This window comes from Larkinella arboricola (assembly GCF_003259745.1).
Taxonomy (GTDB): Bacteria; Bacteroidota; Bacteroidia; order Cytophagales; family Spirosomataceae; genus Larkinella; species Larkinella arboricola.
The window spans coordinates 159114-179432 of sequence record NZ_QLMC01000005.1 but is presented as its reverse complement, the minus strand read 5'-3'; the positions used below and the strand labels follow the sequence as shown (position 1 = coordinate 179432).

The following is a 20319-nucleotide window of genomic DNA, read 5'->3' as shown; positions in this document are numbered from 1 at the left end:
ACCTGCATGCTTCAGTTTTTGGATTACCTTCCCCAGATTGATTTTATTACGTATTCAGAGTCACAAGCCGGTTTTTTAGCCAGTCCGGTGGCAGCGCTCATCATGGGGAATGAGCGCCTGCTGGATACCACCTTTCTGTTTTTTTATAATTAACCGACGTTTAAGCAGCCAGGGCACTAACCGGAGCCAGATCGCGGGCCGGTGCCTGACCGATCTGCTCCGCTACTTCCTGTAGGGCGCGGTCCCGCTCCTCAACGGTTTTGTAACGGGTAGCCCCAATCAATAAGCGATTATCGCCGTAAAACAGGTTGAAACGGATGTTACCCGTCAAATCCCACAAAGGATAATTAGAAACGTCACTGCCAGCACGGCGAGCTGCGCTGATTGCCGTCAGACAATCAAGTTTGCTCTTGAATAGCTCGCTCGTTAGAACCGTTTCCTGCTCATTTTTCACCAGACGGAACTGGTATTGGTTTTCAAATTGCGGATTGTTTTCGATTAAGAAATACATACTTGTATTATTTCTATGAAGGCTATAGTAGAAAAATATTGTAGTTTCGTATTGCAACTATAACACATAATCAGAAAAATATCAACCCTTATAAGATATTTATATTATACAGATAAACTAGTAGTACAGTAACGGCCAACGCCGTAACAGGTGACTATCTGCAAAGCTTAGAAAACAGGTAGCACGATAAAGACTACTCTTTTTTCCGCCGAGCGCGTCCGGGGGGAAAAGCTTCCTTCGGCATAACACCATTTGCAGATTGCCCGTCTGGCAGATACGTAAACTCCAGAATACAACCCCGGTACGACGTTGTTCTGGGATCTTCCTGCGAAGGCCCGGAGGTTGTAATGGAGCTATCCACCGCCAGATAAATCTTCCGACCATCGGCCGACAGCGCGATGTCCCGGTAGCGAATCGGTAACTTAAAGTAGCCCAGGGTATCGCCCTGGATACCGGTACCGGCCGAATCCAGTGCCAGCCGAACCAGCCGACCCGTTTTGAGCGTCGTCAGCAGCAACGAATTCTGCCAGTTCGGAATCGCTGAGGCCGTATAAACGATCAGGCTGCTGGGCGCTTCGGCGGGCCAGTCGGGCTTATCCGGCGCATTAGCCCGCGTTTTGGCAAACAGGTTCTGTAGATAGTGGGCCGAAAGCGGGTACATACTTTTAATCGGATCACGGTATGCATCCCCAATCCGCCGACGGTTTTCGCTCTCACTGCCAATGGTGGGATAGGTGGTGTGCCAGATACCGGGTAAGCTATCGTGGTGACTCACTCCGGCGGCCAACCCGTTATAATTATCATCGGCATAGCCAATTATCAACGGATGGCCGTAGTTCCGGCCTTTTTCAATAATATTGATTTCATCATCCGAAAACGGGCCGTGTTCGGCGGTATACAACCTGCCGCTTCCGGCCACAGTCGCATAGGCTAACCCCTGAACATTCCGGTGCCCGTAACTCCAGACGGCGTTCTGCCTTTGGGCATTGAAAGGATTATCATTGGGTATCCACTGCTCATCGGGCTGGGCATCCTGATCGGGTTCCAGATTAAACCGCAGAATTTTCCCTTCGTATACCGTTCTGTCCTGAGCGTGATTGGGCCGCCCCGCGTTTTCAAACTGTCCCGCGCCCAGATCGCCCACGGAGTAAAATAAATACGGACGGCCTTCCACCGGCGCAATGAGCAACCGACCGGAATTATGATCATTACTGGCCGCAATGGTATCACAAAGCACCCGGGGTTTGCCCAGCGACTGCCTCCTGACATCGTATTCGTAGCGCACCAGACGGGCCCGGAAAAAATGCCCGCCATAGTTGGGCGCCCGGCCGCTTCCCGGCTGATTGGCGGCCTCGTGGGTATGCACGTAAGCCAGATATACATACGGTTTTCCGGTTAGTAACTGCGGATGCAGGGCCAGCCCCATCAGTCCACCCTGGGGCCAGGGCTTTCCGCCATCAACCGAGTCGGGAATCTGATCGTAGCGGGGGAAGTTGCGGTTCTGGCTCAAATCAAGGAGCACGGTCCGGGCGCCGGTCGTGGGGTTGATCCGGCTGACCCGGTATCCTTTCGCTTCCGTTATCCACAGAAACCGGTCGGGGCCATAGGTAACTTCCCAGGGGTCACTCAGGCGGTCTTTGACAATCCGAACGCTGAATCGTTCTCCCTGAGGCCCGGTCATGAGTTGGCCCCAGGATCTGGCGGCTACCAGACTAACTAAAAAAAGTACGCTAACAAATCTGCACATAGGTTTCGGTTCAATCCTACCCGGATAAAGAACCGATCCGGGCAAAAAGTTAGGATTTACCCCGAAAAACAACGCAATGGAACCGCGTGCTCGCTACAGAAAGGAAAAACCGGCCGCCCATAAACCTACTTTACGACCAGCAAACTCGACGGTACGGCCTGCACCGTGGCGGTATCCGTCGTCAGTTGCAGCGGTTCGCCATCAATATGAATCAGCAACGGCCCCTCCCCTTTTACCACCACCGACCGCACGGGCTGCACCGTCAGATACCCCGACTGATCGAGCGTTTTGTTGAAAAGCCGCCACGCCAGCCCACCAGCCGCCGTTCGCGGAAACGGTTTGAGCAGACAAACATCCAGCAACCCATCGGCTACGTTGGCTTTCGGAGCAATCCAGGCATTATTGCCAAACTGCCCGGCGTTGGCAACCGTCAGCGAAAACAAGGGATAAAGCTGCTGACCAATTTCATACGTGGATGGCTTATAGCTCCAGAAAGCACGGTAGGCCGTCCGGATGTAGGTGGGCAGGCCCCGAACGGGTTGACGGGCAAACTCCCGGGCAACGTAGGCATCGAAGCCCATGCCGGTCGTACAGAAAAAAGCGTGTTCGTTGATTCGTCCGCTATCAATCACAACAGGTCGGCCGTTAATGGCTCGCTCGATGGCTTTTAGGGGGTTCAGGGGTAAATTCAGGTGCCGCGCCAGGCCGTTGCCCGACCCGACGGGAACAATCCCCAAAGCGGTTTGAGTATGCAGCAGTACGCGGGCGGTTTCGTTGATTGTACCGTCGCCCCCGATGATAACCAGTCGGCGAATTCCCCGCTGAACGGCTTCCCGGGCCAGTTCCGTTGCGTGGCCGGGATGGGTGGTGAATACCGCTTCGGGATTGAAACCCGCGTCAATGGCTTTCTTTTGCAGAAAATTAATCCATTGCTGTTTCTGCTGAACCGAAGCCGTTCCCGAAAGCGGATTGACAATTGCCAGCAAAGTCGTTTGCGCCACGATCAGGAAAAGAAGATAAACAGGAAGAGAATAAACACAACAATAAAAACATAATACCAGCCATCCGAAAAGATGTACGGCTTATATTCTTCGTAAAATTTGCGGATTTTATTCATTAGTATTGGAGGAAATTTCGACGCGCCCGTTTCTTACGGCTTCACATTGCGTCATCAAAGTTCGTGATAAAATGAAAAAACTACACGGCCTGCTCCTTTTTTTGTTCACCCTTACCGTTGCACAGGCTCAGACAGCCACCGACCGAAAAACCATTCTGGGCATTCTGGACCGCCAGACCACCGACTGGAATGCCGGTAATACGGAAGCATTCATGAACGGGTACTGGAAATCGGATTCGCTGACGTTTGTGGGCAAAGTGGGCGTGACGTACGGTTATGATGCGACCCTGAGCAATTACAAACGCCGGTATCCCGACCGGGCCTCGATGGGAACGCTGAAGTTTACCATTATCAAGCTGGACTTTCCGGCCCGGGATGTGGCCTATGTAATCGGAAAATTTCACCTGACGCGCCCCCAGATTGGCGATGCGGAAGGTCATTTTACCTTACTTTGGCGAAAAATCAAGGGCCAGTGGGTGATTGTCAGCGATCATTCCAGCTAGCCGGTTTCTTCTTTTTACTATGACACCTTTTGAATTAAACGCCGTTCACCGGCACGCGTTTCGGTTTTCGCAAGCCGACGTAGAAGCCTTCGCCCGCGTAACCGGCGACGATAATCCGCTGCATCTCGATGCGGAATTTGCCAGCCAGACCCCGTTCAAACGGCCCATTATTCACGGGATGCTCGGAGCCAGCGTTTTCACCAAAGTGCTGGGTACTGAATTTCCGGGGCACGGTTCGGTCTACCTCAAGCAAACGCTGGAGTTTATGCGCCCGATGTTTGTCGATACCAATTACGAAGCCGTCTTCACCGTTATTTCCACCAATCCCGAAAAGCACACCGCCGAGGTTTCCACCGAAATTAAAGATGGGCAGACCGGCAAACTCACCACGCGCGGGGTTGCAACGCTGATGTATAAGAAAGGCTAACCCGGAACATCCCGACCGCTTAGAAAACAACAAGCCCGACCTGATGGCCGGGCTTGTTGCGTTTGGGATACCTTTTACTTACGATTCTTTTGCGTTTTTCTGATCCTGAACTTCAGCGCGAATATTCTGGGCTAATGTCTTCAGATCCTGCATGCCTTTACGTACGCGAGTACCGGCTGCCTGATTGCCTTTTTCGTAAAATTTCTCAAAATCGCCCTCCAAAGACAAGACCAGATTTTTAATTTCGTCAAAGCGTGCCATAACTTATTTGTATGGGTTTTAAGTGGTGGAAAAATGCCCTAAAACGCTCAAAAACCGCGTTTTTGACGAAATATACGCATTCTATCCTTCAGCGCAAGAAAATCAGAAAAAAAATCGTTGGAAAAGTCCAAATAAACCATTATTCCTTACTAAACGGTTACTCAGCGATGGTTTTTGCCACTTCTGAGGGCACTAAAGCCACTTCTGCAAGCCCATTTTGGGCACTTTCGCGGTAATAGCCCTGACTTAGCTTTTCGGACACTTCCGTAAAGGCGTTTAGCGTGTATTCAACGTCTTCGAGTGAGTGGGCCGCCGTCGGGATAATCCGCAGCATGATGACCCCTTTCGGCACGACCGGATACACCACGATGGAACAGAAAATACCCCGGTTTTCGCGCAGGTCGCGAACCAGCGCCGTGGCTTCCGGAACGCCCCCTTCACTTTGCAACAGGACCGGCGTCACGGGCGAGGTGGTATCCCCGATGTTCAGGCCGCGCGCCCGCAAACCTTCCTGCAAAGCGCGGACGTTTTCCCACAGCTTTTCGCGCAGTTCCGGATGCTTCTTGATCAGCTCAAGCCGCTTCATGCCGCCAATCACATACGGCATCGGCAATGCCTTGGCGTATGTTTGTGACCGCATGTTATATTTAAGGTACATGATAATGTCGTGATCTCCGGCGATGAAAGCCCCAATCGCAGCCATCGACTTGGCGAAAGTCGAGAAGTACAGGTCAATACCGTCCTGGCAACCCTGCATTTCACCGACACCGGCCCCCGTGGGTCCCATCGTCCCAAAACCGTGCGCATCATCGACCAGCAGTTTGAAATCGTACTTTTCTTTCAGCGCAACAATTTCTTTCAGGCTACCGACTTTGCCCGACATCCCGAATACGCCTTCGGTAATGACCAGAATACCGCCCCCCTTTTCGGCGGCTTTTTTGGTCGCCCGTTGCAGGTTTTTCTCCAGGCTATCGATATCGTTATGATTAAACTTATAGTATTCGCCCATTTTGGCTTTGTGCAGACGAATACCGTCAATCAGACAGGCGTGGCACTCGGCATCGTACACAATGACATCGCGGTAATCTACCACCGACTCAATGGCCGACATGACCCCCTGGTAACCATAGTTCAGCAGAAAGGCGTCTTCCTTGCCCACAAACTCCGCCAGTTGCCCTTCCAGTTCTTCGTGTAAATCCGAATTACCCGACATCATCCGGGCACCCATCGGGTACGCCAGCCCCCATTCAGCAGCAGCTTCCGCGTCGATTTTCCGGACTTCGGGATGATTGGCCAACCCCAGATAATTATTCAAACTCCAGTTAAGCATCTTCTTTCCCTGGAACATCATGTGGGGCCCTAATTCGCCTTCCAGCTTCGGAAATGCGAAATAATGGTGAGCTTTCAGTTCCCGCGATGACGAACCGATGGGTCCGAGGTTGGTGCGTAATTTCTCAAATAAATCCACTTTATTGCGTTATTTATCGGTTTATAATGAGTTTATTAACCACATAAGTACAAAAGTAAGTTAAAATCTGCCAACCGCAAAGCAGGGTTAGGTCTAGAAATACCGGCGGAAAATTAGGAGTGGGCAGGCAGAAGTATATTTTTGCAAAAGCATCCCTTTATAACGGTTGTTGCCATCTTAGCGGAGAGAAAACAAAACCGGGGGAGGATGACGCCTAAAGCCCAATGACAAAAATCAGGAAATTGCTTGTTGCCAACCGGGGTGAAATTGCCCTGCGGATCATGCGGACGGCCCGCGAGATGGGCATCCAGACCGTTGCCATTTACAGCGAAGCCGACCGCCAGTCGCCCCACGTCCGGTATGCCGACGAAGCCGTCTGCGTCGGTCCTGCTCCCTCCTCCGAGTCGTACCTGCGAACCGATGTGATTATTGAGGTTTGCCGCCAGACCGGGGCCGACGCCATTCATCCGGGTTACGGCTTTCTGTCCGAAAACGCCGGTTTTGCGCAGGCTGTCCGGAATGCCGGGCTGATTTTTGTGGGGCCATCGCCGGAATCCATCGAAATTATGGGCAGCAAACTGGCCGCCAAAGCCGCCGTGGCCGCTTACAACATTCCGATGGTGCCGGGTACACCGGAAGCCATCACCGACCGCGAAGCCGCCAAACAAACGGCGGCCCAGATTGGCTATCCCATTCTGATCAAGGCCAGTGCGGGGGGCGGGGGCAAAGGAATGCGGATTGTGGAACAGGAAGCCGATTTTGACGAAGGCATGGAACGGGCCGTCAGCGAAGCCACCTCGGCTTTTGGCGACGGTTCGGTGTTTATCGAAAAATACGTCACCTCGCCCCGACACGTTGAAATTCAGGTGCTGGGCGACCAGCACGGCAACATCATTCACCTGTTCGAACGCGAGTGTTCCGTACAGCGCCGACACCAGAAAGTGGTAGAGGAAGCACCGTCATCCGTCCTTACCCCCGAAATCCGGGCCGAAATGGGCCGTTGTGCGGTGGAGGTAGCCCGGGCCTGCGGCTACTACGGTGCCGGAACGGTGGAGTTTATCGTGGATGATCAATTGAATTTCTACTTTCTGGAAATGAACACCCGTTTGCAGGTCGAGCATCCGGTCACGGAGCAGATTACGGGAATTGATCTGGTCAAACAGATGATCTACATTGCCGAAGGCAAACCACTGGAAATCAAACAGGAAGACTTGCAGATCAACGGCCATTCCATCGAAATCCGCGTGTACGCCGAGGACCCGGCCAACAACTTCCTGCCCGATGTCGGTACGCTCGAAACCTACGTGCGGCCCCAAGGCAACGGAATTCGCGTGGACGACGGTTTCGAGCAGGGCATGTCCATCCCGATTTACTACGACCCGATGATTGCCAAACTGGTAACAACCGGGGCCACCCGCGCCGAAGCCATCGAGAAAATGATCCGCGCCATTGACGAATACCGCATTACGGGCGTGCAGACGACGCTCCCCTTCTGCCGGTTTGTGATGCAGCACGACGCCTTCCGGTCGGGGCAGTTCGATACGCACTTTGTCAGTCATTACTTTACTCCCGATAAATTGCTGCCCGAAACCCGGCCGGAAGAAACCCAACTGGCGGGCGTGCTGGCGGCCTGGTTGCTTCAGAACCATCAGCCGAAAGCCGGAAACGGTGCCGTTACGAGCGAAGGGAAAAAAAGCCAGTGGAAAGAACGACGGTTTCGTTGACAGCCCGTAGAAACCCATGCTTACCAGACACAGGACAGTTTATCTGGAACTCGCGGCCCGGTATGTTGTCTTTCTGATTTTAAACCTTTACGGCTGGAGTAAAATGGCAGGAGGGCAATTTTTCAGGCCCGGTCATTTTCCGGCGGAAGTGGCTAAAATACCGTTGGCCGAAGCCAGTGGCTTTCAGTTAGCGTGGGCTTTTTTTGGGTATTCAACCGCTTACATCGTCTTCATTGGACTGTCACAGGTCGTGGGCGCCTGGCTTTTGCTCTGGGAGAAATCAAAATTGATCGGAACCGCCGTCCTCTTCCCGATTCTGCTGAATATTATCGTGGTGGATCTGGCTTACCAGGTTTCCTTTGGTGCCATGACCGTTGCCAGTGCCTGTCTGGCGTTGCTGGTGCTGGTCCTGTTTCTAAATCAGTCGGTGCTACGGACGGTTTTTGAAATTATTTTCCAACCGCCCGCGTCTAAAAGCATGACCCTTAAAGAACGGGGCGTTGCCCTGGTCGTCGCTTTGTGTATCATGGGTTTGATGATCGCGCTACTACAAGTCTTTGAGCTTTTTCAGTAACATTCAAAACATTGAACAGAAAACCCCGCCAATTGAATAGAACAATTAGCAGATAAGACTAGATTATTGCAACGGTTGTTTAATTTAGTGCCGGAAACTAAACTTCTCTTCCAAGTGATTTCTATGAAAAATTTCTTACTAGTTTGCTGTCTATCGGTCGTGCTGGGCGCCTGCTCCAAATCGTCGGCCCCCAAATCCTCGACATCGAAAGAGGGCAAAGGCTGGATTAGTCTCTTCGACGGAAAAACGTTCGACGGCTGGAAAGTCGGCAAAAACGCGGAATCTTTTAAAATTGAGGACGGTGCCATTGTTGTCAACGGTCAGGTCGCCCACCTTTTCTACGTCGGTCCCGTCCAAAATCATAACTTCAAGAACTTCCAGTTTAAGGCAAAAGTGATGACGCTGCCCGGCTCCAACTCCGGTATGTATTTCCATACGCAATACCAGGAAGAAAGCTGGCCGAAAAAAGGCTTCGAGGTGCAGGTCAACAATTCGCATACCGACTGGCGCCGGACCGCCAGCCTGTACGCCATTCAGGATGTGAAAGAAACGTATGTTAAAGACAACGAATGGTATACCGAAGAAATCATGGTTCAGGGCAAAAAAGTGACCATCAAAATCAACGACAAAGTGGTCAACGAATACACCGAGCCCGACAACGTGAATCTCTCCAACGACATGGCCGAACGCCGGATCGGCAGCGGCACTTTCGCCCTACAGGCCCACGACCCCAAAAGCAAAGTGTACTTCAAGGACATCATGGTTAAGGTATTGCCGGACTAAACTTCGGTGACGGTGAATTATGAGTGCTGAACGATGCTGATGGCGCTGCGTCAGACTACCGTATGGACGGTTTCTTCATCGGTCATTATTCATAATTCATCATCGTTTTAAAACATCTTCGGGGGTTGCTGGTTTCTACAGTAGTCACATAACAACAACGACCATGCAGCATTTTGAAACCCTGACAGAAGCGATGGAAGGCCTGCGCGAGCGCGGCTACACGCACGATTTTCAACCCAAGCGGGACTATCTGGAAGAAAGCGGCAGCGGTCTGAAACTAAAATCCGAAGAATTTAATGTGGATGAGTTTCACCGTTTTGAAGGTACGTCCGACCCAGGCGATGAAATGACGCTGTATGCCATTTCAACCGCCAACGGCCTGAAGGGCGTCTTCGTATCGGCCCAGGGCACGTATGCCAACGAGGTAACTCCGGAATTGATGCAGAAATTTACAATTGCCGAACGGCCGGATACCAATACGAATGGCGCCGTACAGCCTATTCATGCCGTCGGACTGGACGCAAATCAGCAGTAAGTAGCAGACCGTTTACAGAATATACTTGCAATGCCCCCCCCGCGCAATGTATATTTGCCGTTGACCCACCTGTTACTACCGCGTTTTTCAGGAAACGGACGGTAGAATACAATTGGCTCATCGTCAACTGCTAACTGTTTTTTTGCTAATTTTGCGCTCTTTTCCAAGAGATGCTCTTTATCTGACCGTATGAAGCTGTCCGAATTTAGGTTTGACTTACCCCAAAGTCTTGTTGCCCTCTATCCACCCGAACGTGGGGAAGCGCGGTTAATGGTTGTTGATCGTAAAAACAAAACCATCGAACACAAACAATTCTCCGACATCATTTCCTATTTTGGGGACGGCGATGTAATGGTGATCAACGACACGAAAGTGTTCCCCGCACGGTTGTACGGCAACAAGGAGAAAACTGGCGCTAAAATCGAAGTTTTTCTCCTGCGTGAACTGAACCGTGAAATGCGGTTATGGGACGTTCTGGTGGATCCGGCCCGGAAAATCCGGGTGGGCAATAAACTCTATTTTGGTGATAGCGACCTGGTTGCCGAGGTAATCGACAACACCACCTCCCGCGGCCGAACCATTCGGTTTCTTTTTGAAGGCTCGCATGAAGAATTCATGAAGGCCATCGACGAACTGGGCGAAACCCCGCTTCCGCGCGAAATCAAACGGAAAACCGAAGACGCCGACCGCGACCGTTACCAAACCATCTTTGCCCAGCATGTCGGCGCTGTGGCGGCACCCACGGCGGGCCTGCACTTCACGAAGACCATCATGAAACGGATGGAAATCAAAGGAATCCATTTCGCGCCGATTACCCTGCACGTAGGGCTGGGAACGTTCCGGACGGTTGACGTGGAGGACCTGACGAAGCATAAAACCGATTCGGAGAATTATTCGATTACAGAAACAGCCGCCGATGTCGTTAACCAGGCTCTGGACAATGGCAAACGCGTTTGCGCCATTGGCACCACTTCCCTGAAGGCAATTGAATCGTCGGTGTCGGCCAACGGGCGGCTAAAACCCGTTGATGGCTGGACCGACCGGTTTATTTTTCCGCCGTACGACTTCAAGATTGCCAACGCGCTGCTGACCAACTTCCACCTGCCCGAATCCATTCTGATCATGATGACCAGTGCATTCGGAGGGTATGATCTCATTAAGCAAGCTTACGAGGTAGCCATTCAGGAGAAGTACAAATTCTTCAGCTATGGCGATGCGATGCTGATTCTTTAATAGGACAAGAGACGATAGACAAGAGATAAGAGACGGTTTTCAATCGTTCTTTTGTTTCTTGTCTTTTCTCTTTATTCTCCAGTATGAAAAACCGTTTCGCTATTATTGTTGCCGGGGGGAGCGGCACCCGGATGGGTACCGATGCGCCAAAGCAGTTTCTCTCCATCGGCGGTATGCCCATTCTGATGCATACTATCCGACGGTTTCGGGCATACAGCGCAGATCTGAACGTGATTGTGGTATTGCCTGTCAGCCAGATTCCGGTCTGGGAGGAGCTTTGCCGGCAGCACCAGTTTCAGGAAGCGGTTATGGTTATTGCGGGCGGAAAAACCCGGTTCCAGTCGGTACGTAACGGTTTACAATCCATTGAGACTGAAGACGGTCTGGTGGCGGTTCACGATGGTGTCCGTCCGTTTGTTACAACGAGCATTATCCGCAACAGCTTTGAAACCGCCGAACGTACGGGCAGTGCCGTTACCTGCGTACCGCTCAAGGACTCAGCCCGACTGATTCACGCTGACGGCAGCAGCCAGGCCGTCGACCGGGCCAGCTACCGGCTGGTTCAGACTCCGCAAACGTTTCAACTGGCCCTTTTCAAACGGGCCTTCGAAGTGGAGGAGCAACCGTTTTTTACCGATTGTGCCAGCGTCGTCGAATACGCCGGTTATCCGATCACGCTCATCGACGGCTCTTACGACAACATCAAGATTACAACACCGGAAGATTTAGAAATCGCTGAACAGAAAATCCGATCCGCCCACTGATGCACCGACTTCCGCCCGACCACTACATTGCCGGTATCCAAGCCGGTGACCGACTGGTACTGAGTCGGGCTATTACGCTGGTTGAAAGTCAGTTGGAAAGCGATCAGGCACTGGCATTGCAGGTACTGGAAGCCGTTTTGCCCCAAACCGGCAACGCCATTCGGATCGGGATTACGGGCGTACCGGGCGTCGGAAAAAGTACATTTATCGAAGCATTCGGCAAACACCTTACTTCGTCGGGAAAAAAACTAGCGGTGCTGGCCATTGACCCCAGCAGTCAGCGCTCACACGGCAGTATTCTGGGCGACAAAACCCGCATGGAAACCCTGTCGATGGACCCGCTGGCGTACATACGGCCTTCGCCCTCGGGTGGTTCAGCAGGTGGTGTGGGCAACAAAACCCGTGAAACGATGCTGCTTTGCGAAGCGGCTGGCTTTGAGGTTATTCTGATCGAAACTGTGGGCGTCGGGCAGTCCGAAACCGTGGTGCACGGCATGGTGGATTTCTTTCTGCTGCTGATGCTGGCCGGAGCCGGTGATGAACTTCAGGGCATGAAACGCGGTATTATGGAACTGGCCGACGCCATTGCCATCACCAAAGCCGACGGCGACAACGCAGCCGCAGCCGAACGCGCCCGGGTGGAGTATCAGAACGCCCTGCACCTCTTCCCTCCTGCTCCATCGCAGTGGATCCCGCCGGTCCTGACGTGTTCGGCCCTTCAGAATCAGGGCATCGAAGCGCTCTGGCGGCTTATTCTGGAGCACCAGACGCGGCTGACGCAAAACGGTTTTCGTGACCGCAACCGCCAGCAGCAAAATCTCGACTGGCTGCACCGCACCATCCGGCAGCAACTGGAAACCCGGTTTTACCGCCAGCCCGGTATGCCGGAGCGGCTGGCCCAAATAGAAAGTCAGGTTCAAAAAGGTGAACTACTGCCGTTACAGGGCGCACAGCTTCTTTTAACGTCTTGGCTTTGAAAGATATTAGATTACCAATCCGGTCTTGTACTTCACCAGATACCACGCCACAAACCGTTTAATCCCGTCTTCGACCCGCACAGTCGGCTGGTAGCCAATTAATTGAGTCGCTTTTCGAATGTCAGCGTAGGTTTGCTGCACATCGCCGGGCTGCATCGGCAAACGGTTGATCAGCGCACTTTTTCCCACCACCCGTTCGATCACCTGAATCAGGTTCGCCAGTGAAATGGGGTCTGAGCCCCCAATGTTCAGCACTTCAAAGCCGCGCAGATTTTCCAGCGACTGAATAATGCCGTTTACAATATCCTCGACATAGGTATAATCGCGGGCCGTGGTACCATCGCCGAAAACATTGATGGGTTTTTCGTTCAGAATACTGTCCGTAAACTGGCTGATGGCCATCTCGGGACGCTGATTTGGTCCGTAAACCGTAAAAAAACGCAGGCAGAAAATATCAAAACCGTACAGGTGATGAAACGTGTGGCACAACAATTCGGCGGCCCGTTTGGAAGCTGCATACGGTGACAACGGACGGTCGGACGGATCACTTTCCGTAAAAGGCACCTGGAGCGAATCACCATAAACCGATGACGATGAGGCAAATACCATCTTTTTTACCCCCGCGTGCTGCATGGCCTGCAAAAGCGTCAGCGTGCCGGTAACATTCACATCATAGTACAGAGCAGGGTCCTGTACCGACGGACGCACCCCCGCGCGGGCCGCCAGATGAATTACCGCATCGAAGGCATACGTCCGAAACAGCGTATTGACCAGCTCCGCGTCCCGAATGTCGCCTTCGTGGAAATGATAGTGCGGGTGATCCAGGCTTTGCTGCACATTGGCCCACTTGATGTCCGGATTATAATAACTGTCCAGGCTATCCAGACAAACCACCTGCTTTCCTTCCTGTAGCAGTTGTTTTGTTAAGTTAGAACCGATGAAACCAGCACCGCCCGTTAATAAAATTGTCATGAGCTTAGCTCCTTAGTTAATGATGAGGACTGAAAACTATACACCAGGCCGGTCAGCGAAACCAGGGCCGTGATGCTGTAAAATAATAAACTGACGGCCACGGCGGCATCGGCGGGTAACCCCAGCCACTGAGCGCCCAGCAAAAACGTCAGTTCCCGCGCTCCGGCCCCGCCAATTGTGAACGGAATGGTAGCCACGACGGACGAAATCAGGAAAATCAGCAGATAAATTTCGGGCCGACCAACCGCTTCAATAGCCTGCAACAGGGCCAGAATCTGGAGCATCTGCAAGCCCTGCACCAGCACCGACCAGCCTACCGACCGTTCGAAAGCCGGAGAAAATGGCGGCATAAACCGTTTCATAAGCCACTTGGCCACGAAATGACCGATGGGAATACCCGCCAGCCAGAACCCGCTTACCCGAAACCCCACCCAGGCCGATACTTCCGGCACCAGCACGGTAAACACCGCTACGGCATAAATCAGCGGTAGTAAACCGATCAGCCGATCCAGCAGTGTTGCCCCGATCAGCGCCTTCACCGGTGTTCCGGCCAGACGGTTCAGCAGGTAAACTTTATACCCGTCTCCGCCAATACCGCCCGGCAGAAACAGGTTGTAATACATGCCCAGCCAATAGAGTTTTAAATTAGCCTGACGGCGAATAGACAGGCCCGTTTGCGTAAACAGCAACAGTAACCGTTCCGCCGACGCTACTTTTGAAAGAACGAACAGGACCGTTGCCACCAGCAGCCATCCTACCCGCGCCCGCGTCAACACCGCCCAAACCTGATCCGGCTCAATCTTGCGAAAAACCAACCATAGGGACAGAGCCGATAATGCAATTTTGACGGCGGTTTTCACAAATTTTGGCATGGGCAAAACCGCGTTAAACCAGCTCCGATTTGTAAATCCGCCGGATTTTGTACGGTTTTTTATCCTGCGATTCGTAATAAGTCCGCATTTGAAGCTCCGTCATAATCCCGAACGTGATCAACTGGATACCGGCCAGCACCAGGATGGTTCCGAGAATCAGCAGCGGACGCCCCCAGATGTCGTGGCCCATCAGCTTCTGCACGAGCAGATAACCGTTAATGAGCAGACCTGTGGCCAGCGCCATCAACCCCCAGTTTCCGAAAAGGTGCATCGGCTTGCGGAGGTATTTTTTCATAAACAGCATCAGAATCAGGTCACTGACCACTTTCAGCGTACGGCCCAGACCGTATTTCGACTGCCCGATCCGGCGCGGGTGGTGCTGTACATCGGCCTGCGTCATGCGTGCGCCTTCCAGCCGGGCCAGCACCGGAATAAACCGGTGAAGCTCGCCGTACAACCCGAGACTTTTGGCCAGATCAGCCCGAAACACTTTCAGGGCACAGCCGTAATCTTTCAGGTGAACGCCCGACGTTTGCCGGATAATCCAGTTGGCAATGCGGCTGGGCAATTTGCGCAGCAACGCCCCATCCTGACGCTTGGCCCGAATACCCGCTACCAGGTCATAATCCCCTTCTTCGGCCAGTTGGAGCATCATTGGAATATCGGCGGGGTCGTTTTGCAGATCGCCATCCATCGTGACGATGTACTGGCCTTTGGCTACGTCGATTCCGGCGGCCAGCGCCAGACTCTGGCCATAATTTGTTTGCAGATCGACTACTACCAGACGATCATTGTGTACGGATTTCAGCTCCGCCAGCGTCCGGTCAGAGGAGCCGTCGTTGACGTACACGATTTCAAAATCGTAACCAATCAACGCCCGCTCAATCTGCTCGATCATCGGAAAAATATTGCCTTCTTCGTTGTAGACACAAATAACGACGGAAAGATACGGTTGCATAGAATGTTTTTTCGGACGGACAATTCGGTATAAACGTGTTACTCGCTACGGTTCAAAGCGAACTAACTTGGCCGGATGCCTGTCAAACAAGTCAAATTCAGAAAGAGTTTGGTACCGCTCACCCGATAACGTGGCCGAGTCGGCGATGTAGAGTGCGTTGGGCAGTTTCCGATCGGTTTTTCGGAGAATTTCACCGCGCACTACTTCAATGTGAAAACTGTTTACATCGGTTTGCCCGTCGCTGCCAATGGTTTCTTTATACCCGTACAGCGGCTTTCCGAGCGATTGCCGGGCAATCCGCTCCGACGAGTCTTTGTACTCCTGCCGGTGCGCCAGCCGGGGCGGAATAACCAGCCAGTTGAAACCGTGGCGGAACATCGCCAGAAAAGCAATGAGGATAATCAACCGGTGTTCGGGTTGCCGGATGTAGTGGTAGGTGATGAATCCCAGCCCCACAAACATCAGCCCGCACTTCCACCACAGCCCCGCGATTTGTTGCGTTTCGGGGTGGAAAAACGGCACCCAGGCTCCCAGCGTTACCACCACCAGGGCCGTACCCAAAAGCCCCTCCCAACCCCGGCGTCGCCAGTCGGTCGGCGAGGTACGTTCGTAATACACGTAGGCAAAAACCGTAAAGAGCAGGGGAAGCAGCATGATCAGGTACCGGGCGTATACCTGTGGAGACGACCAGTAAATGACAAAGTTGACCAGAAAGACAACGGCATTGAAAAAGACAAACGGCTGCCCGGCAAGTAACCGCCGATCCGTTGATGGGTTCTCCGGGCGCTTCCAGGCCAAAGCGCCTTTGCGGAACAACAGCACCACCAGCAGCATCCAGGGGGCGTAGTGGTACAGCATTTCAAACGGAAACGTCAGCATGTGCAGCAGCGTCTCGACAATGCCAAACTTCACCACCGTTCGTTTGGCACTCTCATCGAACAAAACCGCCACGATCTTCTCCGGCGGAATGCTATTCCGATCAAAATAAGCCACGTAATAGCTACCGACAATTAGCAGAAAAAGACCAATACCGGCAAAATGCGCCGGACTGAAAAGCCTGCGGAACTGCTTCGTATACAGAAAATAAGCAAGCAACGTAAGCCCCTGAAACACCAGCGATGGCAGTCCTTTCATCAGGAAACAGAGAGCCGTCAGCAGGTAGGTGGTCAGAAATAACGCCCAGTAGTTACGTTTCTGATCGAAGCGGTACACCAGAATGAAAGCCGTGTAGGTCAGCCACGAAAACGTAATGTCAATCAGGCCCAACATCGAATCGTACAATAAAATCCGGGTGTTGGTGATGAGCATTAGCGCAGCCGCAAACGCAACCCGAGTGCCCAGATACGGTTTCACGAGAAGATAAATCGTCAGGCCATAGAGCAACAGCGAAACGGCCATCGGAAACCGCAACGCAAACGACGAGTAGTTCCCAAAGAGATGGAACGAACTAGCGATCAACCAGTTATAGAGGGGTGGTTTATTAAAATACAGCTCACCGTTCAGCGTCGGCGTTAGGTAATCGCCCGACAGCATCATTTCCAGCGCCACCAACGCCCGGCGTGGTTCGTCGGTTCCGGTATCCAGCGGCAGATAACCCAGGTACGAAAAAAGAGCCGGAATCAGCAGTGCGATACTGAGCAGTTGCCAGAAAACCGGTTTCTGATGAAAAGGCATTTGCATCCCGCAAAGGTAGAACGGATTTGCCATCCGTCCGCACCTACCGGGCGGGAATAATCACCGTCCAACAAAAAAGCCCACACGAGGTGGGCTTAAAAAAGTGCAAATCTATTCGCTTATGAATGACCGAGGGCTTTTGTCTCTTCCGTATCCCGATTCCAGTCGGCCCCGGGTACACGGTCTTCCGCCCATGTTGAATCACCGAGCCCGCCATCGTCATCGCGGGCCAGCGATTCATCCGTTACTTCTACCATGTTAGTGGCCGAATTGCTGTTATTGGTTTCGGTTGCGTTTTTGGTTTTCTGCTCGCTTACAGGCAGGATATCACTCACGTCAACGTCGTTTGACTGGTGTGCTTCAGAGGGAAGTGGCCCTCCAACACGAGCCGTATTGGCCAGTTGGTCCTGTCCCGGCGGAAGGCCCTGCGTATTGCCCATCCGCTCGGCAGCGTGTGACTCTGTAGATTCTTTACGAGAATTGCTTGAAAAGCTCATAACGTTATTGAGTTAAGCGCTACAGGTACATTCCTGTAACAAAGATTAATAAACGGGTTTGTGGTCGGTTGAGGTGCCGCTCTGGGACATCTCATCTTCATTATTTCCCCCCGACTGATCGACTTCGGCCCCCGGCTCGTCCTGCGCCTGTTCTTTGGCTTCTTTCTGCGCATTGGGCACCGGAACATCTTCGGCCGACGGATAATCATCCGGTCCGTGGGTGGTTACATCAACCATCGACGTATTCGTTCTTGGGCCAGAACTCACCACACTTTTCTGACCTTCCTCCGTAATATCTTCCGCCGGGCTGTTGTTGTTATCATCGCTATCGTTAAAACGCAGCAAACCATTGCGGCTATCCATGTCCATACCGCCCATGAACCGGTCATTACGACCGTCTTCACCACCGGTAATTTCGCGACTATCTATGGCATTGGCCGAATCTTCCTGATCTGCACGGTGGCGGTTGTCAATTGCGGCAATGTCCTTTTCATTTATCTCTTTATCCTTTTCCATACCGTTGTTCGTTGGTTGAAAGACCACTCTTCTATAACTGCTGAGGAGAGAAAAGGTTATGAAATTCGTTATCCAAAGGTCTCAGCCCGGCCCGATTAAATCCCACAAATTGCCGTATAAATCCTCGAATACCGCTACTGTCCCGTAGGCTTCCTTAGTGGGATCTCTTACGAATACAATTTGATTTTCGACCAGTTGTTTATAATCCCGCCAGAAATCGTCGGTATGCAGAAATAAGAAGACCCGTCCGCCGGTCTGATTGCCTACCCGGCTTTTTTGCAGTTCATCGACGGCTTTGGCAAGCAGAAGCCGACACCCCGTTGACCCCGGCGGTGCCACCAGAACCCACCGCTTGGTCGGCGACAGCACGGTATCTTCCACCAGCGTAAATCTTAGTTTCTGGGTGTAAAACTCAATCGCTTCGTCGTAGTCGTCAACGACGAGCGCAATCTGGGCAATGTTCTGTTTCATCTGACAATAAAAAAAGGATGTCTGTAACCAAACGGGTTAGCGGTTCCCCGCAAGGGCATCAAGTTACACGATTGTTTCGCTTAAAAACAAAGCCGCCCCTACTGACAGCGTCAATCGGGGCGGCTTGTGTTGATCTGCGTTTCCTTACCTATTCAGGATGGCCGGGATTTTGCGGCCGCAGGTTCGGGTTGTTCAGCATCTCCTGTCTTGGCAGCGGCAACAGCAAATGTTTCGCTTCCAGGGTTTTATTCGTGTTCAGGTTGACGTGACCCACGAAATTGTCGAACCCGTTGGTTTTCTCGTTGTACACTTTGCGCAAACGAACCATATCAAACCAGGTGATCTGCTCGTAGCACAGTTCGTGCCAGCGTTCCCGCCAAACGGCTTCCCGGAAAGAAGCCTGGTTGTAGGTTCCCAGCGCGGGTGTTGTCAATTTGGCCCGGTCGCGGATGCGCTTCATGGCATCGTAAGCTGCCTGAGTCGGTCCACCCACTTCGTTTTGCGCTTCGGCGTAAATCAGCAGCGTTTCGGCATAACGAATCTGCGGCACATTCAGGTTGTTCAAACGGGTGCCCGGCACACCAAATGTCCCGTTGGCAGTACGATTGAAGTGTTTGAACACATACGGTGCTCCCAATTCAAACCGTGCGCCCGTACCGTTGGTAAAGTACGTTGTGTAGAAATAACCCTCCTGGTCCTTTGTCCGCAGGTCACCCTTCTCGAACGAATCATAGAAGGTTTTTGTCGGTACAGAGCTACCCGTTCCCGTCGGACCGTTGTAGTTGATCGGCTTAAAGTTTCCGTAGAAGTTATCCATCGGGTTGGTGGCTACAATGGCGTTGTATTGCAGCATGAACAGGTGCTCCAACCGGTTTTCGGTGGCTTCGCTGTGGACTTCTTCGTACGTCTGGAACAGGTTGATGCTGTTCGGGTTGGCGTTCGCATACTGAATCACTTCCCAGGCCTTATCGGCAGCCAGTTTGTAGTGCGTTGCCCCTTTGCTCAGCGGGAAACCCGCCATCGTCAGGTACACTTTCGCCAACTGCGTTTTAACGGCGGCCTGATTAACCCGTCCGCTCACATCCATCCAGGGCAGGCCAGCCGCTTCAGCCGCCTGAAGATCTTCAACGATTAATTTGTAGATCTCTTCCTGAGAAGTCCGGGTTGGCTTAAAATCTTCCGATTCGATGGTCTGTGGCTTGGTAACCAACGGAATATCACCCCACAACCGAACAGCGGTAAAGTAAGCCCACGCCCGCAAAAACCGCGCTTCGCCCAGGATTTTGGTCTTCTGCGCATCCGGCATGGTGATGCCCGGCACCCGGTCGAGGAGCTGATTCGCCTGCGCAATCACCCGGTATAGCCCGTTCCAGTATTGGACCACGTGAATCGTGTTGCCATCGTGGGAAAGGCTGTACAGGTTGTTCAGGTCCGAGTTCTGGGCGGTTTCCGTCGTAGAGGTCCCCGTCATGGCTTCCAGCAACTGCCAGTTATTGGAGAAGATGTTGGCACCATCACCAATAAACCGCAGGTTGGCATAGACCGATGCCAGAGCCGCTTCGGCGTGGTCCGGAATGGTATAAAAATTATCCGGAGTCAGGTTCGAGGGAGCCTGTTCTTCCAGGAAGTCAGAGCAACTGGATGGGCCGAGCAAAATGGCACCGATCAGGGCCACTTTACTCAACTTTTTAACGATTGTATACTTCATTGCGAGTTTCTTTTTGAAAAATCAATA

The 20319-nt window shown here is 52.5% G+C and carries 23 protein-coding genes; 10 read left to right on the top strand and 13 right to left on the bottom strand.

Annotated features, from left to right (window positions below; genetic code table 11):
• Positions 1-6: 6 nt before the first annotated feature.
• Positions 7-153, top strand: a complete 147-nt coding sequence (locus tag LX87_RS28835) for a hypothetical protein (protein WP_170139398.1) — start codon at positions 7-9, stop codon at positions 151-153.
• 7 nt (positions 154-160) lie between these two features.
• Here the strand turns inward: LX87_RS28835 and LX87_RS19915 are convergent, their stop codons facing one another.
• The 3 genes from LX87_RS19915 to LX87_RS19905 form a co-directional block, all read right to left on the bottom strand.
• Positions 161-511, bottom strand: a complete 351-nt coding sequence (locus LX87_RS19915; RefSeq protein ID WP_111630039.1) for a DUF1508 domain-containing protein — start codon at positions 509-511, stop codon at positions 161-163.
• 193 nt (positions 512-704) lie between these two features.
• Positions 705-2258, bottom strand: a complete 1554-nt coding sequence (locus LX87_RS19910) for a PQQ-dependent sugar dehydrogenase (protein WP_111630038.1) — start codon at positions 2256-2258, stop codon at positions 705-707.
• 125 nt (positions 2259-2383) lie between these two features.
• Positions 2384-3259, bottom strand: coding sequence for a diacylglycerol/lipid kinase family protein (locus LX87_RS19905; protein ID WP_310587925.1), 876 nt, complete (start codon positions 3257-3259; stop codon positions 2384-2386).
• 187 nt (positions 3260-3446) lie between these two features.
• Here LX87_RS19905 and LX87_RS19900 point away from each other — a divergent pair, with 187 nt between their 5' ends.
• Both LX87_RS19900 and LX87_RS19895 read left to right on the top strand, forming a co-directional pair.
• Positions 3447-3878: a YybH family protein gene (locus LX87_RS19900; RefSeq protein ID WP_111630036.1), complete on the top strand. Its 432-nt coding sequence runs from the start codon at positions 3447-3449 to the stop codon at positions 3876-3878.
• 19 nt (positions 3879-3897) lie between these two features.
• Positions 3898-4305: a MaoC family dehydratase gene (locus LX87_RS19895; protein ID WP_111630035.1), complete on the top strand. Its 408-nt coding sequence runs from the start codon at positions 3898-3900 to the stop codon at positions 4303-4305.
• A gap of 78 nt (positions 4306-4383) precedes the next feature.
• On the opposite strand, the gene LX87_RS19890 is transcribed toward LX87_RS19895, so the two are convergent.
• The gene (locus LX87_RS19890; RefSeq protein WP_111630034.1) at positions 4384-4566 is read right to left on the bottom strand and encodes a BF3379 family histone-like protein; all 183 of its coding nucleotides are present in this window, start codon (positions 4564-4566) and stop codon (positions 4384-4386) included.
• 157 nt (positions 4567-4723) lie between these two features.
• Positions 4724-6034 (bottom strand): aminotransferase class I/II-fold pyridoxal phosphate-dependent enzyme, encoded by a 1311-nt coding sequence (locus LX87_RS19885; protein ID WP_111630033.1) that lies wholly within the window; start codon positions 6032-6034, stop codon positions 4724-4726.
• A gap of 224 nt (positions 6035-6258) precedes the next feature.
• Between LX87_RS19885 and LX87_RS19880 the strand changes: the two genes are divergently transcribed.
• The 7 genes from LX87_RS19880 (at position 6259) to meaB (ending at position 12624) form a co-directional block, all read left to right on the top strand.
• Complete coding sequence (locus LX87_RS19880) at positions 6259-7758, top strand: acetyl-CoA carboxylase biotin carboxylase subunit (protein ID WP_111630032.1); 1500 nt, start codon at positions 6259-6261, stop codon at positions 7756-7758.
• A 16-nt stretch (positions 7759-7774) separates the two neighbouring features.
• The gene (locus LX87_RS19875; protein WP_111630031.1) at positions 7775-8332 is read left to right on the top strand and encodes a hypothetical protein; all 558 of its coding nucleotides are present in this window, start codon (positions 7775-7777) and stop codon (positions 8330-8332) included.
• 123 nt (positions 8333-8455) lie between these two features.
• Complete coding sequence (locus LX87_RS19870) at positions 8456-9115, top strand: 3-keto-disaccharide hydrolase (protein WP_111630030.1); 660 nt, start codon at positions 8456-8458, stop codon at positions 9113-9115.
• A 163-nt stretch (positions 9116-9278) separates the two neighbouring features.
• Positions 9279-9650, top strand: coding sequence for a hypothetical protein (locus LX87_RS19865; protein WP_111630029.1), 372 nt, complete (start codon positions 9279-9281; stop codon positions 9648-9650).
• Between the two features lie 189 nt (positions 9651-9839).
• Positions 9840-10883, top strand: coding sequence for a tRNA preQ1(34) S-adenosylmethionine ribosyltransferase-isomerase QueA (gene queA, locus LX87_RS19860; protein ID WP_111630028.1), 1044 nt, complete (start codon positions 9840-9842; stop codon positions 10881-10883).
• A gap of 83 nt (positions 10884-10966) precedes the next feature.
• On the top strand, positions 10967-11647 hold the full coding sequence (locus tag LX87_RS19855; protein ID WP_111630027.1) for a 2-C-methyl-D-erythritol 4-phosphate cytidylyltransferase: 681 nt from the start codon (positions 10967-10969) through the stop codon (positions 11645-11647).
• Complete coding sequence (gene meaB, locus LX87_RS19850; protein WP_111630026.1) at positions 11647-12624, top strand: methylmalonyl Co-A mutase-associated GTPase MeaB; 978 nt, start codon at positions 11647-11649, stop codon at positions 12622-12624. Before LX87_RS19855 ends, meaB begins: the two co-directional genes overlap by 1 nt.
• A 6-nt stretch (positions 12625-12630) precedes the next feature.
• On the opposite strand, the gene LX87_RS19845 is transcribed toward meaB, so the two are convergent.
• From LX87_RS19845 to LX87_RS19810, 8 genes are all read right to left on the bottom strand, one after another.
• A complete protein-coding gene (locus LX87_RS19845; RefSeq protein ID WP_111630025.1) occupies positions 12631-13596 on the bottom strand; it encodes an SDR family NAD(P)-dependent oxidoreductase in 966 nt (321 codons plus the stop codon).
• Entirely contained in the window at positions 13593-14468 is an 876-nt protein-coding gene (locus tag LX87_RS19840) for a lysylphosphatidylglycerol synthase transmembrane domain-containing protein (protein ID WP_111630024.1), read from the bottom strand. Before LX87_RS19840 ends, LX87_RS19845 begins: the two co-directional genes overlap by 4 nt.
• A 13-nt stretch (positions 14469-14481) precedes the next feature.
• Positions 14482-15426, bottom strand: coding sequence for a glycosyltransferase family 2 protein (locus tag LX87_RS19835; RefSeq protein ID WP_111630023.1), 945 nt, complete (start codon positions 15424-15426; stop codon positions 14482-14484).
• Between the two features lie 45 nt (positions 15427-15471).
• Positions 15472-17100, bottom strand: coding sequence for an ArnT family glycosyltransferase (locus LX87_RS19830; protein ID WP_229310741.1), 1629 nt, complete (start codon positions 17098-17100; stop codon positions 15472-15474).
• A 119-nt stretch (positions 17101-17219) separates the two neighbouring features.
• Positions 17220-17597, bottom strand: a complete 378-nt coding sequence (locus tag LX87_RS19825) for a hypothetical protein (protein WP_111630022.1) — start codon at positions 17595-17597, stop codon at positions 17220-17222.
• Positions 17598-17642: 45 nt separating this feature from the next.
• Entirely contained in the window at positions 17643-18113 is a 471-nt protein-coding gene (locus LX87_RS19820; protein WP_111630021.1) for a hypothetical protein, read from the bottom strand.
• An 81-nt stretch (positions 18114-18194) separates the two neighbouring features.
• Positions 18195-18584 (bottom strand): VOC family protein, encoded by a 390-nt coding sequence (locus LX87_RS19815; protein WP_111630020.1) that lies wholly within the window; start codon positions 18582-18584, stop codon positions 18195-18197.
• Positions 18585-18732: 148 nt separating this feature from the next.
• Complete coding sequence (locus LX87_RS19810) at positions 18733-20292, bottom strand: RagB/SusD family nutrient uptake outer membrane protein (protein ID WP_111630019.1); 1560 nt, start codon at positions 20290-20292, stop codon at positions 18733-18735.
• Positions 20293-20319 lie beyond the last annotated feature (27 nt).